General features: G+C 39.1%; 18 protein-coding genes. 2 read left to right on the top strand and 16 right to left on the bottom strand.

All coding sequences use genetic code 11. From position 1 onward, the window contains the following. The 8 genes from BLS33_RS17090 to BLS33_RS17055 all read right to left on the bottom strand — a co-directional run. Positions 1-188, bottom strand: a 188-nt coding sequence (locus BLS33_RS17090; protein WP_143017637.1) for a hypothetical protein, incomplete at its 3' end; no start/stop codon positions are given. Between the two features lie 619 nt (positions 189-807). Then, the gene (locus tag BLS33_RS24900) at positions 808-957 is read right to left on the bottom strand and encodes a hypothetical protein (protein ID WP_176801421.1); all 150 of its coding nucleotides are present in this window, start codon (positions 955-957) and stop codon (positions 808-810) included. 528 nt (positions 958-1,485) lie between these two features. After that, complete coding sequence (gene dgoD / locus BLS33_RS17080) at positions 1,486-2,658, bottom strand: galactonate dehydratase (RefSeq protein WP_089892321.1); 1,173 nt, start codon at positions 2,656-2,658, stop codon at positions 1,486-1,488. Positions 2,659-2,778: 120 nt separating this feature from the next. Further along, complete coding sequence (locus BLS33_RS17075; RefSeq protein WP_143017636.1) at positions 2,779-3,555, bottom strand: SDR family NAD(P)-dependent oxidoreductase; 777 nt, start codon at positions 3,553-3,555, stop codon at positions 2,779-2,781. A gap of 64 nt (positions 3,556-3,619) precedes the next feature. Next, a complete protein-coding gene (locus BLS33_RS17070) occupies positions 3,620-4,870 on the bottom strand; it encodes an MFS transporter (protein ID WP_089892315.1) in 1,251 nt (416 codons plus the stop codon). Positions 4,871-4,910: 40 nt separating this feature from the next. Then, positions 4,911-6,335 (bottom strand): glycoside hydrolase family protein, encoded by a 1,425-nt coding sequence (locus BLS33_RS17065; RefSeq protein ID WP_089892312.1) that lies wholly within the window; start codon positions 6,333-6,335, stop codon positions 4,911-4,913. Positions 6,336-6,414: 79 nt separating this feature from the next. After that, positions 6,415-7,845 (bottom strand): RagB/SusD family nutrient uptake outer membrane protein, encoded by a 1,431-nt coding sequence (locus BLS33_RS17060; RefSeq protein WP_089892309.1) that lies wholly within the window; start codon positions 7,843-7,845, stop codon positions 6,415-6,417. A 25-nt stretch (positions 7,846-7,870) separates the two neighbouring features. After that, complete coding sequence (locus BLS33_RS17055; protein WP_089892305.1) at positions 7,871-10,888, bottom strand: SusC/RagA family TonB-linked outer membrane protein; 3,018 nt, start codon at positions 10,886-10,888, stop codon at positions 7,871-7,873. A gap of 601 nt (positions 10,889-11,489) precedes the next feature. Here BLS33_RS17055 and BLS33_RS17050 point away from each other — a divergent pair. Together BLS33_RS17050 and BLS33_RS17045 are read left to right on the top strand one after the other, a co-directional pair. Next, positions 11,490-12,521 (top strand): GntR family transcriptional regulator, encoded by a 1,032-nt coding sequence (locus tag BLS33_RS17050; protein WP_089892302.1) that lies wholly within the window; start codon positions 11,490-11,492, stop codon positions 12,519-12,521. 29 nt (positions 12,522-12,550) lie between these two features. Further along, positions 12,551-13,240 (top strand): HAD family hydrolase, encoded by a 690-nt coding sequence (locus tag BLS33_RS17045; protein ID WP_089892299.1) that lies wholly within the window; start codon positions 12,551-12,553, stop codon positions 13,238-13,240. Positions 13,241-13,709: 469 nt separating this feature from the next. On the opposite strand, the gene BLS33_RS24895 is transcribed toward BLS33_RS17045, so the two are convergent. The 8 genes from BLS33_RS24895 to BLS33_RS17010 all read right to left on the bottom strand — a co-directional run bounded on the left by BLS33_RS24895 (position 13,710) and on the right by BLS33_RS17010 (position 26,300). Beyond that, on the bottom strand, positions 13,710-13,868 hold the full coding sequence (locus BLS33_RS24895) for a hypothetical protein (RefSeq protein ID WP_176801420.1): 159 nt from the start codon (positions 13,866-13,868) through the stop codon (positions 13,710-13,712). 78 nt (positions 13,869-13,946) lie between these two features. Further along, positions 13,947-14,153 (bottom strand): hypothetical protein, encoded by a 207-nt coding sequence (locus BLS33_RS17040; protein ID WP_089892296.1) that lies wholly within the window; start codon positions 14,151-14,153, stop codon positions 13,947-13,949. Positions 14,154-14,533: 380 nt separating this feature from the next. Further along, positions 14,534-18,565 carry a fibronectin type III domain-containing protein gene (locus BLS33_RS17035; protein ID WP_089892293.1) on the bottom strand — a complete coding sequence of 1,344 codons (4,032 nt, stop codon included), beginning with the start codon at positions 18,563-18,565 and terminating at the stop codon, positions 14,534-14,536. Positions 18,566-18,592: 27 nt separating this feature from the next. After that, on the bottom strand, positions 18,593-19,867 hold the full coding sequence (locus tag BLS33_RS17030; RefSeq protein ID WP_089892289.1) for an SGNH/GDSL hydrolase family protein: 1,275 nt from the start codon (positions 19,865-19,867) through the stop codon (positions 18,593-18,595). Between the two features lie 181 nt (positions 19,868-20,048). Next, positions 20,049-21,749, bottom strand: a complete 1,701-nt coding sequence (locus tag BLS33_RS17025) for an alpha/beta hydrolase family protein (protein WP_089892286.1) — start codon at positions 21,747-21,749, stop codon at positions 20,049-20,051. Between the two features lie 65 nt (positions 21,750-21,814). Next, positions 21,815-23,056 carry an alpha/beta hydrolase family protein gene (locus BLS33_RS17020; RefSeq protein WP_176801419.1) on the bottom strand — a complete coding sequence of 414 codons (1,242 nt, stop codon included), beginning with the start codon at positions 23,054-23,056 and terminating at the stop codon, positions 21,815-21,817. 27 nt (positions 23,057-23,083) lie between these two features. Beyond that, complete coding sequence (locus tag BLS33_RS17015) at positions 23,084-25,195, bottom strand: right-handed parallel beta-helix repeat-containing protein (protein WP_089892280.1); 2,112 nt, start codon at positions 25,193-25,195, stop codon at positions 23,084-23,086. Between the two features lie 238 nt (positions 25,196-25,433). Continuing rightward, positions 25,434-26,300: a glycoside hydrolase family 16 protein gene (locus tag BLS33_RS17010; protein ID WP_089892277.1), complete on the bottom strand. Its 867-nt coding sequence runs from the start codon at positions 26,298-26,300 to the stop codon at positions 25,434-25,436. Positions 26,301-26,304 lie beyond the last annotated feature (4 nt).

Genomic DNA, 26,304 nt, shown 5'->3' with positions numbered 1-26,304 from the left:
TCCATTATCGTTTCCCTGTCCAGGATAAGCTTTCTTAGGAAAGGGCCGACCGTTCCCCTTTTCTTGAAATCAAGGTTATAGGATTGCAGGATGGTCTTCACCTTTTCCAGTTCCGTACCATTGAACCGGAGCGTTATGGCATGCATCCTTTTCTTGTCCCCCAATCGTTTTCTGCCGCCTTTGTTCATTGCCTATTTTTACTCGATTTTAATCGGTTTCACTTCGTCAGAAGTAGGCGGTTTTGCGATGCGCGAAACATCACTTGCTATCCACCTTCGTGGATAAATATATACAATCAAATTGAATTATAATAATCTCATAATCAATATTTTATGTCGTAATATCATATCGGACCATATCGAATTATATGGGTACAGATACGAAATTTATCCGGCCTGATATGGTGTTGAAAAAATTAGGGAAATATGGAAATTTCCCAGTTTTTTTGTGGTCAGGGAGAGAAAAGTGCAAGCGGTCTTTTCGCCGCTTGTTCTTTTGCGCGGCACCTAGGGGGTCGTGCAAAACTGCAATGGAAAGACATAGCATTCGGACCGGCGAAGCGTGTCCGAATGGGAAGGATCGCAGTGGAAGGATTGCATGACTTCCGCAGGAGCTTGGGGCATATATTTAAATAAACTCGGCCAAAAATATATTTGCATATATGAATATGTATATATGCGCATTTATTGCGTTAAAAATGTAAGCTCCCCTTAAAACCGAACTGTTAAAAGTAGAAAATAATCCTTTAATTAGAGCAACGAAAAACTGCGTCCATAGGTAATACTAATTCTAGAATTGACTTAATTATTATCCCAAGTTTATTCCCCTTCCTTCCAATTCAACAATATAGGGTTGATGATAGAGGCGTTTCCCTGTGGCCCTGCACAAAGCGTTGACCAGGGCAAGTTCACCTAATCTGGTATAGTCGATGCCATTATCAATAAAGTAGGTCTCCATTAGTCCGACATAATCACGAAGTGCCCATAATAGAAGAATATCATTCTCTGCTTCGATTCCTTAGGCCCTACCATTTACTTTAAGTGATATTGATACAATAAAAATTTGGTTTGTATTTACGCTGACTAATTATACATGTATTACCAAACACTTGAGAAATGGAAAAACCTTAGCATATACAATCTCGATTGGTGTGGACCGAACTCGGTTTTTACTACAATTTGGGAATAATAGGTAACAGTATAATCATACCCGTGCCTATTCTTACAGTACAAAAAAAAGGGGGGGGGGGGGTACCCTGTCGAGAGCATTAATGACCATTAAAAATAATGGAAGAGAAGATAAATAAGGTCAAAATATTTGAGCAAGAATATCTTCAGCGCCCCATCCGTCTCAATACCTTTTAAAGGTGGAGTATTTGGAAACTCAAAAGAAAAGCACGGTTTCCCGTGCTTTCCTTAACTAACTCAACTAACTCAAAAACTTTGTATTACATAAATACTATATCATATAGTGACAATAAAAATCTTAGTTATCCTTGAAATATGATTTAGCATTGTTCGGTCTGATATCTGTCAGACTTCCTTTATAGTGCCTTAATTCCTTCCTCTCAAAAGGGTATTTCGCAATTTCCTTTTCATTAATATCAACACCAAGGCCCGGTACATCAGGAATTACCATTTTACCTTTCTCGAACTGCACATTTTCAGAACTAATTTCAGATCGCCAAGGCACGTCACTGCTCATTGTTTCTAATAAATAGAAATTCGGCACACACCCCGCTAATTGCAATGTTGCCGCATTGGCTACGGGACCGCTGGGATTGTGGGGACAAAAAGGAATATGATATGCTTCGGCCATGGCTGCAATCTTTTTCAATTCCATGATTCCCCCGGCGTGACTAACATCGGGTTGAATGTAGTCTGCTGCCTGGAGTTCTAACAGACTTCGAAACTCCCATCTATTGTACAATCGCTCCCCAGCGGAAACCGGAACGTTAATCCTGCGTTTTACTTCGGCCAAACCTTCAAGGTTCTGAGGCGGGATCGGTTCTTCATACCATAGAATATCAAAATCGGATAAAACATTCCCTATTCGAACTGCCGTTGGAATATCAAATCTTCCATGGGCCTCTATAATAATGTCCGCCTCATTCTTTACGGCTTCATAGACGGCTCCGATACATTCAATGGCCTGGCTCAACTCTTTGCGGCCAATCTGTAAATAGGCAGACCCGAATGGATCCCATTTCAATGCTTTAAAACCATTTTTAACCGCCATTTTTGCCTTCTCTGCGAACTCCTGAGGAGTCTTAGCCGGGGCAAACCAACCATTGGCGTAACAGGGAACAGACTCCCGAACCTTCCCTCCTAAAAGCTGGTATACTGGCACTCCCAAGTCTTTTCCCTTGATATCCCAAAGGGCCATTTCAATCGAAGATAGTGCACTCATAAGCACAGCCCCACCGCGCCAGTAGGCATTACGGTACGCCCGATGCCAAAATTCCTCGATTCGATGCGGGTCTTTTCCAATCAACTCACTTTCTAGTTCATGGCAGGCTTGGGCAACCGTATGCTCCTTGTATTCCAAAGTAGCCTCACCCACACCATAAAGACCATCTATATTGGTAAACACTTTTACAAACACCCAATTGGTCCGATAGGCATGGCAGATGAACGTTTTTATGGCAGTTATTTTCATGTTTTTATATTTAGTTTAAATACATATTTCTATTCCTGGTACTAGTTCAAGCGAATTATCTTTTGTTCTGCGTTCATGACAAAGCCTATTGCAAAAGGTTTTATTTGCATGTGCCTCTATTTACAAATCAATATCGAGCGGTAAATGCTGGGCTGAACACCCCCCGTCTACAACCAATCTTTCTCCAGTTATATTTTTGGCCGCATCCGATGCCAAAAAAGCCACGGCTTGAGAAATATCTTCACCGGACGCTTCACTCCCCAAAGGAATATTGCTTCTACGCCGTTTTTTTACCTCTGGGGAAAGTTCATCCCAGCGATCCGTATAAATGTAGCCCGGGGCAACCATATTCACCCGAATACCCTTAGATCCCAAATCTGTAGCCATTGCCTTCGTAAGGGCATCAATCCCGCCCTTACTAGTCACATAAGCGATACGGTCATGAATGGCACGTTTAGAAACATTGGAGCCCAAATTGATAATAGTCCCCTTCGATTTTTGTTCCACCATTATTCTGACCGCTTGTTGTGAGACCTGGAAGGTACCCAATAAATTTACTTTTAAAACTTGTAAGAAGTCATCGGGCTTCATCGTGTCGAATTTCATTCCAACTCCTTGATTAGCAGCATTGTTTACTAATATGTCAAGTCTTCCGTATTTCTCTTTTATTAGCTGGAACATTTTTTCAACTTGTACTATGTCGGAAATATCTCCAATGAATTGGTCGAAATTTTTTAGCCCTGCTCTATTTAATTCGGAAGCACCTTTTTGCAAACCTTTTTCAGTACATCCGTTAATGCATACTTTTGCGCCCTCTCTTATAAAAAGGGCTGCAATACTTACTCCAGTGTTTCTAGTGGCACCTGTTACCAACACTACCTTATCCTTAAATCTCATATTCAAAGTTTTATTATCGTAGGTATTTTGTTTTTGATGTTTCAATTTAGAAGAAGTATTTATCTTATTCCTTAAATATTCCAGCGTGATTTTTTCTATAGTCTTTCATAAAATAAAATTTAGAGCCCACAATAAATAATACACCGCATAGCACCCAAACGACCGCTAACAATGAAATTCCCATGGAGAGACCGATTATTGGCTTAAAATAACCTAATATAACGGGGGATAAGGAACCTACAGAAAAGCCGATCATCAACATAATTCCCGACGCAGAGGAATGATATTTCTCCGGGACAACATCATAAAGTACCGCATAGGTATTGGCATCGAAAAAAGCTCTCCCAAAGCCGAATCCCGCAAATCCAATATAAACCAACCACAATGCATTAGAATTTCCCATTAAAACAATAAAAGGAGCAGCTATCAACAAACCAATACCTTGTACTAACATACGCGATGCAGGCTTTTTCTTTGCCAATATATCTGAGTATTTCCCCGCAAAAATGATTCCTATAAAGGCAAATAAGTGTGTATAGAACATAGAATGAAACCCAGCACTAGAAAGGTTCATTCCAAAATTTTCATATAAATAGGTAGGAGTCCAGGTAAGATACCCCACTAATACAAATATAAGACCGCTAAAACCTATGGTAAGTATCAAAGCTGTCGGTGTTCGGAAAATAATCTTTGCTCCTTCCCAAAAATGCACCCGGTTCTTGTCTTCAGATTCTTCAAAATCTTTCTTTTTATCCTTTAATCGAATGGCGAGGACCAACCCATGAATAACGCCAATTGCCCCGAACACATAAAATGCATACCTCCATCCAAAACGTTCGCCTAAATATCCGGCAACATAACCCGATAATATTATCCCGATATAATATGAGGTTTGATGCAGAGACATTGCCAATGATCTGGTGCCCTTATGGTATTGGGCCAACAAGCTATAGTTTGCGGGCCCGAAGAAAGCTTCACCACCCCCTGTGGCAATACTTCTCATGATAATTAACATTAACATAGAATTCCCTAAACCAGTGAACATTGTTGCAACGCTCCAAAAAACAATACTAATGGTGACTATCCATTTTCGACTGAAAACATCCCCAGCATAACCAGCCAAAGGCACTAAGGCCGCATATACTAAATTAAACACAGTGGCAATAGTACCCACTTGTACATCCGTCAGGTCCAAATCGGCCTTAATTAAGGGAAGTACGACATTAAAGACCTGACGATCAGCTTGATTCAAGAGAAATGCAACCCAAAGTAGGGCCAATACTTCCCATTTATAACCTTTGTAAAGTGATTTCATGAAATTGGACGAATTTAACTCTGGGAGTTTAGCGTTTTAATTATTCAGCCTTAAATGTTATTTCAGAACGTTCTGCAATCATCATGACGCTATCCCAAACTGGTAATTTTTCAAATTTGGCATTCTTGCCTTCATTTTTCCAATCACCTTTTAATTCATAAATTTTCCCCGATAGCATGTCGGCATAAACGGGATCTTTAAAATTCATATTATGGATTGTAATGTCTTTAACATCCCATTTCAATTCATCGGAAGGAATTTCATCTTTATACCAAACAAGTGCCACAGGAGTGTTGTTCTTTTTGAAACCGGCTACAGTCATTTCTCTGACCGAGGAAGATTCAAATTTCGACTCTCCTATAGGAATAACAGAATTATCAAAAAAAGTCATCATATGCTGTACTGCATAAAATGCAGGTTTTTTGTACAAAACCTCTTGTTTTAAATTTGACCGAAGCAGTCCCATTGATAATAGCACCTCGGTATATTTCATGTCTATAATGCCAAAAACACTAGTTCTAATATCCCTAACACGATCACCGGCCATTCGACGCATATACCATTTTGCCTGACTAATTTCAGTCCAAGGATAATCTTTAAGTGCATGATAAACATAATGATTATCCGAAGGTGCCGCATTTTCACCTTGAAAGAGTTTAATTTTCGGATTGTAAGATTCCGCTAGAGATTTTAATTTGGCCACTTGAACGTAAGAATCATCCGGGTTGTAAGCATAAGGATGATATGTTAGATAGTCAACCTTATCAACCATATTGTTAGTCTTCAAAATATCGAATACCTCCCTTGTAAAGTCTAAAGGTGTGCCAGATAACGCAAAACCTATTATGACGGCATCCGGTTGTATTTCTTTTATGGTTTGAATAGTTCGCATAAGTAATTTAGCATAGGTTTCCCCTCCCTTATTCCCATAGTTTGGCTCGTTCCAGACTTCCCATTCATTCACTGTTCCCTTATATCGGCTTACTGTTGCCGCCACCCAAGCACACCATGCATCCAAAGTTTCCTCTGATGAAAAAATCCTTGAACCTAGATTGGGATCAGATTTGTACAAGGGATTTCCATATGATAAAGAAATCCATGGCTTCACTCCTTGTTCTTCAAGTCCATACACATGCTCATCTAACCAATTAAAACTATAAACTCCCTTTTCCTTTTCACATTTCGCCCAACCACCTTGAAGTCGGGCTGACTTAGCTCCCAATTCACCAACATAATCTTTGTAATTATTAAAAATGGTGTAATCCCTATCCATGGTTTCACAACCAATCGACCAAGGGGAAGATTCTATTTCCGTAGCGGTTTTAGTAGCCATTAATCCCACTTGTTCCAATTCTGGCGCTGCGGCTTTTATATTCTTCCAATTGGTGCATTCATACTGTGCCATACAGATATTCGCGGTCAAGAACAAAACTGCCAGCGCATTTAAAAATATCTTTTTTTTCATCTTATAAAAGTTGTTAATTTGTATGTTATCTACCTATGTCATGGACTCTTCGCGTATTCTGCCGGAACGTCATCATTGGTCAATACCCCGGGTTTTGATCAGCGACTTCATCAATAGCTTTATTATATTCGTATTCAGTGTTTGGAATTGGCCAAAGAAATTGTTTGTCTGCGAAGTCAATTCCTTTTACATCTTTAATTGTGCTTTTTAACCTCCCGGTTCTCTTTAAATCGTAAAAGCGTTTGTGTTCTGAAAATAATTCGTAAAGACGTTCTTGCAAGACTAAATCTATAAAGGATTCTTCGGTATAATCTGCGAAATTAAAATCTTCAGGAGAGGATACATTTGGATCCTGTCCATAGCCGCGTCTATGTATCATATTTAATTTTTCCATACCATCAACTGTAGGTCCACTATTTGCTCTACAATCAGCTTCCGCATAAATCAAAAGTAGGTCGGCATAACGATAAATTGGATAATCACAACTTAGACCCTGATCTGGATCAGTAAACTTTTTATAAAGAAGAGTTTTAGAGCCAACACCAATATCCCAATTATATAAATTGAATTTTCTACGTAAATCATTAAGATCCCATTCGGCAATAGTTTTGTTTTCAGTGCTATCAGGAACGTATGCCGCATATGCTCCATTGCCATAATAATAATCACGGTTATCTTTATGAAGCATAACTACAAAGGAATTTGGACTCAAAGGGTTATACTTCATATAAAATATCTCCTCAGATGTGGATATTATATTAGAACCAAAAATTTCATAAAAATCATCTGGTTCAGAAACATTGACGAGTTGGTATTTATTAGAATTTATTACCTCCAACGCTTTATCTCTTGAATTTTGCCAACTACCCATGTTCAAGTATACATCGGCCAATAGAGTTTTAGCCGTCATTTTAGTCGGGCGACCTGTCATACTCTGATTATCCGGTAAATTCTGTTCTGCATATTCTAAATCTTCCACTACTTTGGCATAAACATCCTCTATTGAACTTCGTGGCACATCTGGGTCCGATATATTATCCTCAGTCCTCAAAGGAACTCCTCCCCAGTTCAAGACCAATTGAAAGTAATTAAATGCCCTCATAAATTTTGCCTCGGCAATTAACGGGTCTAATATATTTGCCTCGACTATGACATCTGGTTCACTTCCTTCTCTGATAACAAGGTTGACATCCCTTATGGAAAGATAAAACGCAGACCACATAGAATTGGTTCTGCCAATATTGGTTGGATCCAGACCCTGGAAATTACTTGTTGACGAATAAGACCCCCTGCCAACACCATAATCTACCTGTGATAAATTTATCAATAAGTAATTCCGATGGAATGGACTTCGTGCCAATTGTCTATATGCACCAAAGAGGGCCGATTCGAATTCCGCTTCGGTTTTATAAAAAGTCTCTGCTGCAATTGCTTTTGGCACTTCTTCTAAGACATCCTCGCAAGAAATACAAAGGCATAAAATAACTATAGCTAAATATATATTTTTCATAATATTACGTATTTGCTTTTTTTATTTAAAAATCGAGTTTAAACCCAAATGTAAATGTTTTTGCTACTGGGTAAGAATAGTGGTCTATACCCTGTCTAAGAGAACTAGCACCTCCGAAACTATTAATTTCAGGGTCTTGCCATGGGTATTTGGTAATTGTCAATAAATTTTGTCCGCTAATATATACCTTACCCCTTTGCAATAATGGTATTCCCAATTTCTCTACCGGAATATTATAGCCCAACTGTATGTTTTTAAGTCTTAAATAAGAACCATCAAAAACATACGAGTCCGAAATTTTTGGTGTTGTAGCGGTACTTATTTTTGGATATTGTGCATTGGTATTTTCTGGTGTCCAATGATCATAAAGCACATCTTTTAAAGTGTTCAACCCCATTCCAAAATCAATGGTCTGGGCAGCCATACCTAAAGCATAAATATCATTACCATGAGAACCCTGCAAAAAGAAATCAAAGTCAAAATTTTTCCATGAAAGATTTGAACTAAATCCATATACGAAATCAGGATTTGGATTACCAATATAAGTTCTGTCGTCTGAAGTTATATCTCCGCTTTGGTCAATGTCTATATACTTATAATTGCCATTTTCATCATATCCATCACTTTGATATCCATAAAAAACATTCATTGGCTGCCCCTCTCTTATCAAATTAAGATAATCAATGATTACCGTAATATTCAAACCAGGGGCTAAAATATCTTGATCATCATACAATTCGACAACTTTATTTTCATTAAAAGAAATATTAGAAGAAATATTCCATTTTAGTTCACGGTCTAAAATTTCAGCATCCAGTTGAAACTCCAAACCTTTGTTTTGTACTTCACCAATGTTTTGAATGGTGTATGAATACCCAAGAGACCTTGGTAATTGAACACTGTTCAATAAATCTTTTGTATTTTTTATATAATAATCAGCAACTAAGTCAATTTTTCCGTCAAATAACGAGATATCCATCCCAACATTAGTCTGTTGGGTAGATTCCCATCTAAGCGAATTTGGTAAACGATCAGTGGGCTCATATGTAGTAAAATCGCTATCTCCGAAAATCGCTTTGCCGGTAAATAACATATTTAGCGTTGTATATGGTGCAATGGCCGTGCTGCCAGTTTCTCCATAACCTGCCCTCAATTTGAGGTTACTTATAAAGGGCAAATTTTTCATAAAATTTTCTTCTGAAATTCGATACGCCACTGCTGCCGAAGGAAAATAACCCCATTTATTTCCTTCACTATATCTAGACGAACCGTCTGAACGAAAACTAGCCGTTACATAATACTTATTATCAAATGAATAATTGAGTCTGCCTAAATAGGATAACAATTGCCATTTAGTATAGCTAGAACTTGGCACACCAACAACATTGGCAGCGCCAATCGCATAATTCTCAGTGGCATCACTCAGAAATCCTGATCCAGAAATTCCAACTCCAGTTGATAAGGATTCTTCATAGGTTACCCCGCCTGTTACCGAAAACGTATGCGAAGAGTCTAAAGTGTTGGTGTAAGTAACAATATTATTACTTGCAATTGTTTTAACATTGGATATTCCTATTCCACCATTTCCCTGTGAACCGGGATAATTCAATGTCCTATACGAATCAGAACGTCCATCGACATTAATATAATTTCCCGATAGGTTAATCGAAAGTTGCTTAATTGGCTTATAATCGACACCCAAATTGATTGTATTATTTCGAGTTTGCGAAATACTAGATACTTCTTGGATATATGCCTCAGGATTTAGTAGTCCATCACTCATAAAAGGATATGAATACCTTAACTCACGATATTCACCGTTCTCATCATACGGACTCAGTGTGGGTGGAGCTCCAAAGATGGCACTGATTACAGAATTCCCCCTAAAACCAGCCGATGCATATTCATTTTCATTTTTAGTTTCACTATAGCTCGTATTTAGCTGTACACTTAATTTATCACTTATGTCATGATTTATCTTAGCCCTAAGGGTATTCCTAAGAAATTTGTTATTACCAATTGTTCCTTCTTGATCAAAACGCCCGTAGCTGAGAGTGAATTTGGTTTTATCGCTACCACCGCTAACTGAAATAGTTTTATTTTTTACTGGTGCAAGATTATAAAATGAATCTTGCCAATCAGTTCCAGTTCCTGCAATATTAATTTGCTCTTCAGTAAAAAATGCCTCACCCAAATCATTAACCTGCTGTATATTAACAAATCGCATGTATTCTTGAGGATTTAATAAATCTAATTTGTTTCTCACTTTTTGCAGTCCAAAACTGCTCTCATACGAGACTTTTGTTTTGCCTGTTTTACCACTTTTAGTAGTAATTATTATAACTCCATTCGCCCCTCTAGAACCATATATTGCAGTAGCAGAAGCATCTTTTAAAATTTCCATACTTTCAATATCATTTGCATTGATAGCATTCTGATCACCAGGGAATCCATCAATTATCCATAGTGGTTCATTACTGCCACTTATGGAGTTCGTACCACGAATTCGAATTTGCATTCCAGACCCAGGAGCTCCTGAGTTCTGTTGCACCTGAACCCCAGATGCACGTCCCTGAATGGACCTTGCCAAAGGACCAGTAGGAACAGAATTGATATCTTCACTACGTATTGAAGCCACAGACCCTGTGAGATCTTTTTTCTTTATACTTCCATAGCCAATCACAACAACCTCGTCAAGCCCAGCAGCACTTTCCGACAAGATTAAACTTAAAAACGATTGGCCGTTCACGGCTATTTCTTTGGTAGTAAACCCGATGTAAGAAACAATCAGGGTAGCTTTATCGTTGGATGCATTGATTGAGAAATTACCATCAAAATCAGCTGTCACGCCATTTGTGGTTCCCTTTTCCACAATATTGGCGCCAGGCAATGGTGTTCCACTTTCATCAGTCACAGAACCCGAAACCATGGTGTCTTGGCCCGTTACGCTCGTACAGAGAAATGTAAATATCAAAATAGGAAGTACGTTTCGCAACCAAGCAAAAAGGTATTTCTGGACTTTAAATTCATTAGAGTTCTTCATACTTGTTTTAAATTTTAGTTAGCACTAAGTAAGTAATTTAATTATTTAGGTGTGGTGTAGTGTGGTACTACAGCAAACATATGTAAAATATTTCAATCTCAAAATTATTTTTGATATTTGCGCTCATATTCCCAAAAATGCAGCTGTGATTATTCGATATTCGTAAATTTTCCTCAATCAGTATTGGAACTCACCAGTTTCGGTTCCTAATTTCTATGTCTTCCCGCCCTATTCTTGTTTTTTTGGCTGAATAAGAAATTGCTTTTTAAACTGTGTAAAATAGATGTGGTAGGAGCCATGCACGGTTCTATTCTGAATCGTATTAAAAATCGAATACCATGGCTTTGAGTCGGATGCCTTATTTCAACGGTACGCAAAATCTCATACTGCGAACAACTTAAACTTTCATATCCCACTTTTTTAATACTTTAGGAAATTTGTTGGATTTTCATCCATCTAAACGTATGTTTACAACAAGTAAAGTGTGGTGTAGTGCGGTATTATTATACTCTTGTAACCTACTTATAAAGATTACCATGCACTTTTTTTAAAGGATAACATCCGCAGAAAAAAGTCCCTTTTTAATTCATTTCTTTTTAAGATGAAAAGCAAAATCGAAATAGACGTAAATTCGAAAGAGCCGATTTACAAACAATTGGTAAAGAATATTCAATATTTAATAGAAAATGGGATTTATAAAAAGGGTGATTACGTACCCTCTTTAAATGACTTATCCTTCGAACTACATATCTCTAAGGAAACCGTTAAAAAAGCTTATTCCATTTTACGGGAAAAAATGTTTCTTGAATCCACGCAGGGAAAGGGATACTATATTTCTTTTGTTGGTAATCATAAAATGAGGATATTACTTATTTTGGACAGATTGGGTAGCTACAAACAGGCCATGTACAATGCCTTTTCCGATACATTGGGAGTCTATGCCGAAATAACCATTCGACTACACAACCAAGATATTAGTACTTTCGAAGATTTTTTGGAAGATAGTTTGGACCATTTTGACTATTATGTTATCACCTCTCATTTCCCCTTAGTGCCGGATATTCAAAAAAGAGCTCTAAATACTCTAAAAAGAATCCCTAACAGAAAATTGATCCTTTTAGATACCCTCTTACCAAAATTGTCTGGGAATTTTGGTGCGGTCTACCAAGATTACCAACAGGACATTTATAATGGACTTCATCAGGGGCTAACTGTGCTAAAAAAATATCAAAAATTAAATGTAATATCAATGTCGGGTAGTTTATATGCCCCATATCTACACACTGGAATAAAGAAATTTTGCGCCGATTATGACATCACCTATGAAATCCACAACGAGGTAAATCCATCTAAAATAAATAAGAATGAAGCCTTTCTTATATTAAACGGACAATTGGATAGCGAATTAATTGAATTGGTTGAAGCTGCAAAATCGAGAGGGTATAGCATTGGCAGCGAAATAGGAATTATTTCCTATAACGAATCACCAATCAACGAAATTATCCTCAATGGTCTTACCGTCCTTTCTACCGACTTTGAACAAATGGGTAAGCTTGCGGCCCAAATGATCCTCGGCAAATCGTTTTCAAAAATCAAATGCGATTTTCGTTTGGTTAGACGTAATAGTTTCTGATTATAAATTCACTCTAAAAAGTTTCAATAATGTATATTTTTTTTGATCTTGACGACACCTTGGTCGATAGTGAAAGCGCACATAGGTCAGCGATAGAAGTAATATTTAAAGAATATTTCTTGGCAGAAAGTCTCCCTGAAAATACTAGCCAAATTTGGATTGACATCATGAACCACTACCTTGACAATTATTTTAAGGGGGAAATAACCCTTGAACAACAAAGAATTGCCAGGGTGCAGGAATTTTGGAAGTATTTTGCTAAGAACCTGGACGACTCATCCGCTAAAAATATTTATATAAAATATCATAAATATTTCCTTACTTCCTGTTTAAATTTTGATGATACCGTTCGGGTTTTGCAAAGATTATCCCATTTTAGTATGGGAATATTATCAAATGGAACTTATCCTGATCAACTATTTAAAATAAATAATAATAATCTTCATCAATACTTTGACCAAATTTGTATATCGGACAAGGTCGGTTACTCAAAGCCTGATGAGAGAATTTTTTACCACGCGGCGAAACAGGCAAATAGAACAATTGGAGAATGCATCTATATAGGGAACTCTTATAATCTGGACTATTTGGGCAGCTTAAATGCGGGGATGCAGTCGATTTGGCTTGACAGGCATAACAATGCGTCAACTGACTTTAAAGGTGAAAAAATCAGTACTTTGGACCAATTGCCTAATCATCCGATTTTTAGAATTGATTAGACCAGATATCAAACTTTTCAAGAGCAATTTAAAATTCACTATATGAGGTAATTAAAATACGAACAAGATAATCGCTTTTAAGCAAAAGGATGATTCGTCACTCTAAGTATACCAAATCAAGGCAACTACTCCCTAACGTCTTTTGTCTTGGCATTTGACCAACTGTCATGACCAAGATTTCCAGTGAGAAAAATTCTTACCTAAAAAAATAAATTATTCGGGTTTCTTGAGATTATTCTGTATGCTAGAAGTCTATTAGCGTTACCGATTTGGTACTGCTTCCTTGGAAAACGGAAACTGACCATAGTCTTTGCATTCATTATAAAGCACTTTTTTCCTATTGATATTTGTATAATGAAAATTTTAGTATTTCTAATCGTAACATCCTGTCAACGATAAGCTGCAAACCCTTCTTCGAATATTCCTGAATACAAATTAAAAAGTGAAGGAGCATTTCTTACTTAATTAATCATTGATGATATTTACTTATCCAATTGGTGCGCTGTTCTATTATTTTATCCATATCATCAAATTCATGGGACAATTCCGGATCGAATTTTGCCAATTCCTTCCAATCATCTGATCCATTAACACCAGCTCCTGAAAAATCAAAAGGCTTAAATCGCATCTTTCTCGTAACGGTTTTGTTTTCAGGTCTAAAATCAAAGTTTTGTGGGTCAACAAAACCAGGATTGGCTATTATCGATTAGCGATCTTTCCCGCTTGCCTGCCATTCTTTGAACGCAAGTTTACCAAAGCGCATATCTTTGGTTCTTGTATCCCAATAGTAATTCTTATCGGTGGGTATGTTGAATTCGTTCCACTGGCTGCTTAAAAGGGTTCCGCAATTGAACCATACAGTATTGTCGGCGAAACTAATTGAAAATTGTTCCTCAACACTGGTACCCTGCAACTGAGCTCAAATATTCCCCGCAATAATATTATTTCTGATAGTGATATTCCAGGTTAAATCGTCTTGGTTTTCAGGAATCCGATAATCTCATTTTTTTATGCCACTGGCTCCCAAATCATCTAGGTAACTGCGCGCAACAGAGCAACCTGCACAGGCTTTCCTGAAAGATTATGAGAACTGCTTATATGAGAATGAAAAATCGCTGTAAATTCATTTAATCTTGGTCTTTAGGACTATTCACTATTAAGTAATAATCCCCCTTCCTAGAAAGTCTGCATGCGCTACCCCATAGAACACTCATATTATAGGTCGAATGGCCGTTGTTTCCACTAGACCTGGCGTAAACTCTTTTTATTATAATTCACCTACCGTTTCGAATTCTACTCAGGATAATACAAATCGACTGGGCTTCCTGAATTGTCCCTGCTTCCGTCATAGAGATTTACGCTTCTGCGGAAAGGCTCATTGGGCATAGGATTGAAATTCAACCAACTTGAGGGGTCATTATTTACAACATTGGACATTTCGCTTTCACCATTTCCGTTGACGGCGGTAATTGCATATTCGAATATAGAATTACCAGACAAGTGAACATCAGTGAATTGGTTTTTATTCCCAACATAAATCAGTTGAAACTTCTTAGAACCCTTTTTTCGACGGTACAGTTTATATTCGTTGCAACCCAGCACTTTTCCCCACGTGAGATTAATGTTTTCGTCTTGAATGTCTAATTTTAATCCATCAGGATAATGTGGTTTTTCAATTGTAAAATATACTGGATAAATTACCGATGGTTGACTTTCCCGTTCTTTATTCAAAGCAATAATGCGGACATATCCTTTAGCTTCATTACCTAAAGGTTCAATTACAATTTGAGGTTTGGACTTCCGATTAAATGTTGTCCAATTTTCTCCCACATCCGTACTATACTCAAAACGGTAGCTGGTGGCCCCAGCAACCGGCCGAACATCGAACGAGACTTTTCCTTTTTCATTATTGGTATAGTTAATTTCAGGACGCGATAAATCAGGCATGCCAAGCGTAAGGTTCCAAATATGTATCCCTGCAGGAATAATGACCGTCATTTCATTATCTCCAACCTTCACCGGGTGTTTGACTCCATCCAAATAAAATCTGATATTTTTAGGTCTTGACCGATGATGCCACTTGAATGTAACCTCAGAATTCTTCAGACTAGAATAATTACCACTGATATTCTGCTCATTGGAAAACACTAGACTTATCCCGGCATCCTGATTGGTAGTGCTTACACTAAATTTGTCGTTCCCGATTTCGGTTCCATGAAACAATGCCCATTCTTGAACCCCTGGCTCTTTATCGCGAATAAAACCTGCTGTACCAGAGAATACCATTCCGGCTTCATCAATTTTAACGGGTAAATCGTTTCTGAAAATATAATCTTTACTTCCTTCCCTTCGAGTAATAATTCCACCGTAAAAGGTAGGTTCGACCTTGAATCCTTTTTTATGGGAAACGAATGTCAAAAAGTCGCCCGTACCGTCATACCAAACACCTTCTGATTCTTTGCCGAAAAGTTCGGTCTTATTGACTTTTCCATTGTTGCTATACGACCCTCTTCCGCCAGCTTTAATGATTTCTATCTCCGGAAGTTCTTCGTCAGGATGAGTAAACCAACTCAATCGCCCAGGAATGTTATTGTCGTGAACATCATCATAAAGAATAAAATAATCGTCACCGAGTAGCATGATACTTCGCCCTTGATATTCAGGCCAAGAATAAGGGTTACCTTCCGACGACCGAATTTCAGCAAACTGACCAATGCCCAAATCATACATTGGGCTATCAAGTACGCTCATTCCAATTGATTTAAACTTACCCTCTTTAAAAACCCCAAAATTGGTAATCAGGTCGGTATCTTGTATGCGGCGATCTCCGCTATCTTCCTTTCCGTTATGACTGTACGATTTGCCTGCAGCATAGAAATAAATATTACCACATCCGCCATCGGCTGCAACTCCCCAACGATAATTTGGACCGCTGTCAATTTGTTGTAAATGAATGGAAAGCTCATTTTTTGTGCCGTGGGCCGCACGAAGAATTATACCATAGCCCGTAAATTTCTCACTTTTAAAATCAGGAGGAGTTCCCGGATTGTGTTCCTTTTCTGTATACATAAGCCCAAAGGGATCTTTACTACTATCAAGAACTTCAGCCTGCATATCATTTGGATTGGCAACATATTTAATATTTTCACTCAACAAGGGGTCATAGTATTGTAGGTCACGGCCTAAAAGCCATAATGAAGCTGAAGGCATTCTACGCGCGGCATGGGCCCCTTGTGGAGGATGTATTCTCCTTGGTGCCTTTTCTTTGGTAACTATACCCCAGTGGTGGTTTGACAGTCTACCATTATCCTCTTTATAAAAATCAAGGGATTCCCCATCATAAGGGCTCGACAAACTATTTAAAAGCCAAGATCCCAAAACGGCCGTATTGGCATTGGCGAGATGATTGGCTCCATCGAATTTATTTTGAAGCAGATAGTTGGCACGAAGCGAAGGTTTCAAAAAGGCCCAAACGTAGGTTCCGAGATTTTCGGTCCAACGACCCCCCGTCGCTCCCCAACTTTTGACATTTGGCCGTGTGTGATAATGTGTGTTCAATTCTATATATTTTGCAAACATTTCCTCCCATATTTTTGCTTGAGGATGTTTTGGAAAAAGGAAAGATGCCATTGCGGGGGTGGATTTTACATCGGCCAAGAAATTTGGATGGCCGCTCAACATATTGCGCATGGGCATATACCCTTCATCCGCTGCCACATAGCAATGAAACAAGAACATCGCCGCAAACCGCTGACGGTCTTTAGCAGACATCTTTGGAAGTAAGCGGTTGAAAGCATCCACCCATGCTCCATAAAACTCTCGATTATTGGTAGGGCCATAACCGCTATTTTGGCAAGTTCCACTAATCGGTAGTTCTAAAACAAATCCACTATACAGAAAACCTTGTTCAAGTTCTTTAATCGACTTGATTTTTCCGCTTTTGAAAATAACAGGGGCGAGCGGAAGTGAATCTGGATACGTAAGATTCCAATCCTTTATCTTATCTAAGGAAATAGCGCCATACATATTCTGCAAAAAACTGTTATGCGATAATTGCGACATCTGAACGCGATACGTGAATCCTGAAGGATGCTGTTGTGGCTGAAATTTTTTCTCCAGATTATTCATATAATCAATATCCTTCTGATGGTTGTAACAACTTAATGCCGTTGAACGTTTGCCATTTATTACCGGATAATTCCACGAAAAATGTTCGTCGCTATTGTAAAAACTGATATTCAGCTTTCCGGTAATATGCCAAATCGGATATTCCAAATCGTTCCACCCTAAAGCATTATTCATAAAAATACCGATAGACTGTTTCGACTTTTCATCCCAAAAAACAGAAGAGGTAACATTCTTCTCTGCAGGATAATTGCCGTAAGTACTTATTTCGTAAGGTATTTTAGTCGAATCTTTGGAATAAATAACCCCTAGATGACCTGCGAGCATGGATTGGTCAATTTTTTCCCAAGAAAAACGCCCAAACCCGGGTTCATCTGTGGCCGTTTTAAAGGGCCTGGTCCCAAAGTGAGGATGATTGGGCGCCTGCCGATGGGTTGGCGAAAAACCGCTCCAATCAATTTTCCAACTACACTTTTCTTCATTCAAAAACCCACTCATCTCCTCTTTGATTTCAATGAAATCATACCCTTTTATACACCGTATTTCTGCATGGTAGATAGCCCCATCTGTAAATCGATAGTTTACACTTATATCGGCAAACAAAGGACCTTGGCTGGTTACTTCGGAGGTAATCGCCGCCAATTTTTTTTCTCCTGAATTGAAATGCGATTGTCCCATACGTTTGTTCACATCTTGAGCGATGCCAAGCACCGGCCCTGGATTATAGTCTGATGACCCGGTCTGGGAAGATGGTATCCACACTGTAAGTTTGTCCGACCGTAACCTAATTTCCTTGCCACTTTTTTCTACCACCACGTGGGGGAATCTTTCAGGAATTCCTTTTTTCAGGGCGAAAATTTTTTTCTTACCAGAGGGAAGATCTGATTTAAAATGGAGTATGGCCTTTGTAATGCCATTAGGTATCTTTTGCAGTTCAGTCAACTGAAAAGGTTGTTGTTTACCAGTTAGTTCATCAATCAGAACAAGTTCTTCAATCTGAATATCTTCATTAAAAACGATAGGATAATTTAGTAGCGTATTGGGCCACCAATAAACCGGATGGTGCAGGTTATCTTCCAGTGCAATAACGGTCTTTCCCGAACTGAAAACTAATTGTTGGTTTGTGTTTTGCGCAAACAAGTTGCCAGTGATAACTATGAAAATAGTTAAAACTAAACTTTTGCATTTTGAAAGGAACATGTCAATTATTTTTATGATTTCACCAAACTATTTTAATAATTCACCAACGATCATTATGTTGGCAGCATACCAATCAAGCCCTTTATATTTGACCGGGTCGTCTATGGTGATTTTCTTCTTACTTAGAATGTCCGCCTTGTCCAGTTTTTTTTCTAAAACGCGAACCTCAACCTCGTGAACACCGTCTTTTAGTCCCTCTACGAAAAAACTGCTTTTGCGATAATTGTTACTCCATTGATCAAATCGCAATTTTTCCTGTTTCTTACCATCCACAGTAATTTCAAGACTACCTGTTCCTGGACCAACACAGTCGTAAAACCCAAGGACAGTCCCCTTGAACTTAAAACGCATGGATGATCTTGGTTTAGCTTGATAAATGGAAGGCATATATGATATAAATTTCCGGAGCAAGTCATGGCCATCCTCCAACTTTTTCCAAGTTCCAGTTTGTTCTGTTTGCGAAATATCGATCATCTTAGCTGCCTGCCAGTTTTCAATCGTATATGGAGCAGAAAGCACATGTTTTTTGTCATGTGCAGTTTTGCTCATTTTATCCAAGTATTTTGCAACCAAGCTACCATATAACGGATGACCAGATTCGGGCAAAGGATGGGTACGGTCTTTGGTAAAAACAATGGTGCGCTCATTTTTCGATGGGTCAGCCGACAACAGTAATTCTCCCTGCGCGTACATACGGGCAACCTGTAGCCCTACGTTAATGGAAGGAATACCATAATGGGCAGCCACTTTCTCGTGTTCGTCTACGGCATAAACAGTCTTACCCTCGTCAACCATTGCCCTGCAATACACTTCGGCAGTAGTATATATAAAACAAATATCAGTATTGGGAAATGCCGCCCATGTTTTTCTAACGATGCCCTCCATAGTACGAAGCGATGTGGGAGTATGCCCATCATTTACTGCAAATTCGACAAAAAGGAGATCGGGCTTTTCGTCAAAAACATCATCCTCTAAACGAAAAACCCCAAGGTCTGAGCCCGTACCGCCAATGGCTGCGTTGTTCTGATAAAAAGCCGTTTTTGGAAAGTTAAGACGGAACCAACTAAAAGAAAGGTCGCGCCAACCTTCTCTTGCTTCGGTAATACTGCCACCTAGATAACCTATTCGAACCTGACGTTGTGTGGCAATCTTGTGAAACACATTCGGAAGCCCATCCCTGAGATGAAATTCCTTCATTTTAAATACATCGACTTTTGCAAGCTGTCTCTCTTGGGCTGAAATTGAAAGACAGAGCAATAGGGTCGTTAAAAAAAATATTTTTTGTAAGATTGAGTGTTTCATTATAATTTGGTTTTGATATCAAAAATCTATTTTTCTATTTCCGGTTTGCATCAGTTTGTTTTAAATACCATACCGGCTAAGAAATATGTGCGTATTACCATTAAAATGGGGTCGTTCTATTCTAATTCGACGTCAGAGGCCCATAATAAGTTCACCTATTTACTTTTAAAAAAATTGTCCCCTACTGGTTCTTCGCCAGATAATTGGAATGATCAAAAAAGGTTTGCCAATCTTTAAGAGCAAGGCTGTGGGTACCTTGGTTAATATGAAATGAAATGGCTTGGCTCATAATTGGTTTTCCTAGTTTTACCGACGTCTTCGGATCAATAGTTGGTATACCATATAATTGGTATACCGGCAAGGTACCCATCAAACCAAGATATTGTCCTTCTGGATCTGCCCAGATATCAAAAGAACGACTGCCAACAGCCAGGGACCGTGGGGCAATGAGTGACAGAAACATGTTCTGATCTACATCGAGTTCATCCATTGTATTGCTTACAGTGGCAAAATTGTCACAAAACCAATGCGAAAAACGTTCTTTCATATCAGCGATATTCTCGCCGACCAAACGTCTGCTTATGGCACTACCCATTTCTCCAGAAGCATTATCACAAACCAATGAAATCCGCTTATCGTTGACACCTGCCCATATGGCGGTTTTGCCTCCTCGTGACATTCCTATAACCGCGATGCGGTCTGAATCAATTCTAGAATCACCAACCAGATAATCAACACTGCGCATCACCCCAAAGGCCCACATTCCGATAGTTTTAGCACCATTAGGGGCATCGATTAGTTCGGGAAAAAGGGTCATCATTTTCTGGTTATATTCTTCTTTACTGTCAGGCGCCAGACCTGTTCTCCAAAAAGAAGCCATTGCGAATCCCTGTTGTATCCCATATTTTATCGGGAAAGAAGGATTTTCAACATCTACTGCTCCCTTACTAATATCTTTACGGTCTATGTATAGAAAAACTGGAAACTTTGTAGCCCCGTGAGGAATATACAGCGTTAAAGGAAAAGAAGCTGATTTTCCATTATTCGATATGGTAACTTCTATTACTTTTTTTATGGCAGTACTGTTGACCGCCGCAGAATCGGAACTCGTAACCTTAAAGGAAATGTCATCAAATTTGGTTGGAAAATTACCGTAAATATGCTCTTTGTAAATTGAAAGGATCCGCTCTCGTTGTTCACCTTCCCATTGTTCTTTTGTAATAATTCGAGTTCCACCTGGCAATAAGAGTGGATCTGGCACTGGCTTTTCTGAGATATCCCTTTGATAAAACGCCAGCACTGATCGAAGAAAACCGAATGGGTTTTCCTGTTCCAATTTACGTGCAGTACGCACATCATCTGGATTACCAAGACATAATTTCCAGCCATTATTACTACCTAATACTTTTATTACGATAATATTTCTGCCCTTTTTCAAATCAATATCAAAGATATGATCGGTATAATATATTAATGGACTTCCGTTCCCCGATTTCATTGTTGTATAAGCCGTCTTACCATTTACACTTACCTGCATCCTCGAATCTGCTCCGGCACCAATGGTTACTTTTTTATTTTTATTTGAGTAAACATAGGTACAAATAATGGCAGGTGATTGATTTTGAGGAGTAAGACCTAGGCTTGTAAAATCCAGAAGGTTATTGGTAAAGTAATAGTTTTTGGCAAAAGCGTTTACTCCGGAAAAAGTCGTTGGAATTACATCTGAAATTGATTCAATAGTTATATCGGCATCGACATTGGCAAAAACGGTCCAAGGGTTGTCAAAAAGGGAAAAATCATTACCCAATGCAGCAGTCGTCATAGTCAACACAAGTACCCAAAAGGCAAAGAGTGTACGAAGATTTTTTTTGATGGTTATCATAGTATTTAATATTTATTTCTCTCGAAAAGCATCTCTTTCACCCTTTTATGCCGACTACCAAACCATCAATGTTTTATATAGATTGGGCTCGATACGGATAGCTCTCGGTTATCGGTAGTATAGAAAAAAGCATATTTAAAATCCCCGTCAGGTGGTGTACCTTCTATCTCCATTTTCTCCTGGTCTATTTTAGCGGCTACATCTAACCATTTTCGTTCTGCGTTGGTCGATAGGGTATCTGAGGAATAATAGAGCCGCACGGATCGCAATCCGGCAAACGAATGAAACTTGGAACGAAGTGATGGGTGATTCGGTTTGATCTCCTCTATTTTAGGCAATGATACTCCACCATTCACTACCGATTCAAAGAAATAACGTATTTCGATAGGCTGCCAACCTTCCAAGTGCCCATGTTTCATGTCCGGTTTGAGCGAAATATTTTTCTCGCTCTTTGCAGGCAAATTAAAGGTCTTATAATAGGGTACTATATTGTAGAAATAGTCTTTATTCCCATTAATGAATAAAAGAGAGGGTTCTGCCAATGGAAGGTAAACCGATGGGTCAAAATATTTCATCCATTGCGCTTCATAAAAAGGAGTAAGTTCAGACAAAGGTTTACCAAAGGCGTCGGATTCATTGTAAAACCCACAGCCATAAACAGGTGCGGCCGCTTTAAACCGATTATCGAGACCCGCCACAATACATGTCAAATACCCGCCCCAGCTAATTCCCGTCAAACAGGTTTTTTGGGCATCAACTTCTGGCCTATCCAATAAAAAGGAATGCGCCAAAATTACCCGTGCCACGGCATGATAACTCCACACATTTTTTAAATTCCCTTTTTCAATTACTGTGAACTTGCTTTCGTGAGATTGGTCGGGGCCTGACAGTAACAAGGGTTTTCCATCAGCATCATTTCCCCCCAGATCCATGGCGATAGCCGCATACCCATCGGCCGCCCATTTCTCTACCCATACCTTAAATGCTTTCCCTCCTCCCCCATGTACTAAAACAACAGCAGGAAAAGAATTTCCAGTGTCCTTGCCTTGCAGCAAATCAGGATTGGAATAATAGGCGAATACCTCCGTTGGCTTCCCTTCGAAAGAGACACTTTCATATACCAGCGAACGTACCGCAGAAGTGGAATCGACCCATGAAAAATTCGGTGGTTTGCTCAACGTCTCCAAATCCCACAGTATGTCTGATTGTTGCAACCTATCTACATCAATTTTTACAACTTGTTTTCCTTTATTTACGCTGCAGGCAACACTAAGGAAAAGGAAGAGAAAAGTAGATGCACGTGTCATTCTAAGTGATTTGATCATTGGTGCTATTTATTTATGCCAATTGGTACGCTGTTCTATTATTTTAACCGTCTCATCAAATTGATCGGCCAATTCCGGATCGAATTTTGCTAATTCCTTCCAATCATCTGATCCATAAACACCCGCTTTTGAGAAATCAAAAGGCTTAAATCCGATCTTTCGCATAACGGCTTTGTTTTGAATTCTGAAATCAAAGTTTTGTGGGTCTACAAAACCAGGATCGGCTATTATCGATTCCCGATCTTTACCGCTTGCCTGCCATTCTTCGAACGCCAATTTACCAAAGCGTATATCTTTGGTTCTTGTATCCCAATAGCAATTCTTATCAGTGTGAAGGTTGAATTCGTTCCACCGGCTGCTTAATAAGGTTCCGCTATTGAACCATACAATATTGTTGGTAAAACTAAATGAAAGGTGTTCCTCAACACGGGTAGCTTGCAACTGAGCTCTTATATTCGCCGCAAAAATATTATTTCTGATAGTGTTCTCTTTTCCGTAATGCTGATGAAAAGCCGAGTTTTTACACGCATAAACCAGGTTGTTTTCCATCGTAACCCCGGTCGACCCTTCATCGGTGTATAGGCCCCAACCGCCGTAATCATATGAATACACATGATGGATGACATTATTGCTCACCGATGTTCCCTCGGATTCCCCCAGACAATAGACACCTCCCATATCGCTCAGATCGCCCCGTCCCAAATGATGAATGTGATTGTATTCAATGGTATTTCGTTTGGTCGGACTTTCGGAATATCCCCAAACCCATCCGACGGAAATTCCTGAATACCGGAAATTGGCAATTTCATTGTGGGTTATTTTGGAATCGCTGGCCTGAAAAATAGCGACGCCCACGGCACATGGAAAAACATACCCTCCAGATCGTATAATATTATTGTCGATGGTGATATTACGGGTTAAATCGTCTTCGTTGTCAGGAATCCGAAGATCTCCTATTTTTATGCCTCCGGCTCCCAAATCATCTAGGTAACAGCGCGTAACAGAGCAATCTGCACAGGCCTTCCTAAACCAAATAGCATTAGTTCCCGTATGGCTGATCCTGCAATTTTTAAATTCGATTTCTTGGGCATAATCCAGCATTATTACCGCTTCTACTGGGGCGGCCGCTTGAGCGGGTTCGTTTCCCCATAATGGAGTACGATACCCCGCAACCTCGAAGCGAAGATTTTCAAACCGAAGATTCCGTACTACTTTTTCCTCAGATCCTTTTATAACCAAAAATTGATCGATTACGGGCGCATACACTTTTACGTCGGCCATATTTTCCCCAGGCCTAGGCATATAAAACAAATCCCCATTTCGCTGTAGATACCATTCCCCGAAGGTGTCCAACGCAGCTTTATAGTTCTCAATCGTAAATCGTGTAGTACTATCCAATTTATTCCAAGGCTTCATTCCCTTACCCACAGTAAAAACGGCCGAACTGTCGGCATTAAAGGAAGATACCCGCTTCCGTGTATTATCCCATTTATGATAAAAAGTGACCAAGGCATCGTTAAAATCACTTGTCGAGAAAGTGGAAAAATCTGTAGTTGCCGGCGGAAATAGCTTTAAATTTTGCACTGCCATGGCAGAAGTACGCCCCTTTCCTTGATCCATGACCGTTTCTTGAACTTCTTTCAAATAATAAAACCCTTCATTGGGTGATTTAGCCCGAACCGCACGGTTCCCGTTCACATACAACTGTTCAAAATACAATCCATAACGACTTACTTCAGGCACCTTGGCCTTCCATAATTTATCCGTTACCTTCTCCCAGTTCTTAATTTGAATTCCCCCCATAAAAACCGGTTCTTCTCCATTGGCAGCAATAAAGACAACGGGGAAATCGTTATTCCCCGAATCAATTCCTGTCAACTCTAAAGGTTCGTTCATATAGTAAGTTCCCCCAGAAATTATTACCCGGATTTCCTCTTTCAAATTGTCCGATTCCCTTAATTGTCGAATCAGGTCACGTGCGCCATATAAACTTGCCAAGGGTTGGTCCTTGGTGCCCGGTGCTGTATCATTTCCATTTACGGAAACGTACAGGTCCTTCCCTGAAAGGTTAATACTTAGTAGCATTGCCACTATCAGAATGGAAAATCGCTGTAAATTCATTTGATATAATTTTTAGTTCTATTTATTTTGATACGGCCAGTATCACCTTCCCTAGGCATCCGTTTTAATCGAATGGTCATCTCCCCGAAAGTAACAAAAAACAGAAATAATTTATATGCTTTCATATTTGTTAATGACAAATCACTGAAACTAGCTGTTTGCCGAATTCACAATAACCACTGAACAAAAAACCACATCATTAATGCTTAATAATATCCGAACTGAAATTTGTATTATTTCAATAATTAATTTCATCATAGACACGTATATAATCAACTACAAAATAATCAGGCAGTTTGGCCTCTTTAAGAATTGAGGAAGCAGCTCCGTTCCTATATCCATTGCATTCTGCGGATACTAGAATAAACTGCTCTTGATGGGAAACAGGACCAGCCACCCGCCATGTTTCCTTTCCGTCGATATAAAACACATAGCCTGTTGGGCTCCAATCGACTCCATAGGTATGAAAAGCATTGTCATTTAACCCCAATTTAATATCACCGGACCCCTCATGCTCATGATTTTTACCATAGCCATTCCAATGGATATTTTGCCTAATTGTGCCGTCTCTTTTAAAGTTCTCCATGATATCAATTTCCACCCCGGAAGCCAGAGGATCCAGAGAAGCACCAATGGTCGGAGATTGCAACCAGAAAGCCACCCACCATCCTTCCTGAGTAGGCAATTTGCATCGTATTTCATAGTATCCGTACTTATGCAAAAACTTGGAAGTTTCCAGATTGGCTATTGGCCACGTCAATTTTGATTTTCCATACGGGTCTCCAGGACGATCCATAAAATTACTTCCCGTTTGTAGTTGCGAGGTATAATACTCCCCGTTCTTTTCATAGGCCTTCAACAGCAGATTGCCCTCTCCATCAATTTCATAAGCGTCATCCGTCCATGTCTCATGACGGGTTTGCATAATATGTTGCCGAAATCCCCACTTGGTGGTATCCAGCACTTTACCGTTAAATTCATCACTCCACACCAATTTCCAGTTTTTGTCATCAGGCAGTTGGGTTTTGGGTGGGATACTGCTTAATTGAGAAAAACACGGTGCCATTATAAAAAAGGTCGCAATTAGGTTGATTATTGTTTTCATACAC

Source organism: Kriegella aquimaris (genome assembly GCF_900103215.1).
Classification (GTDB): domain Bacteria; phylum Bacteroidota; class Bacteroidia; order Flavobacteriales; family Flavobacteriaceae; genus Kriegella; species Kriegella aquimaris.
This window is presented reverse-complemented; position numbering and strand designations above follow the sequence as displayed.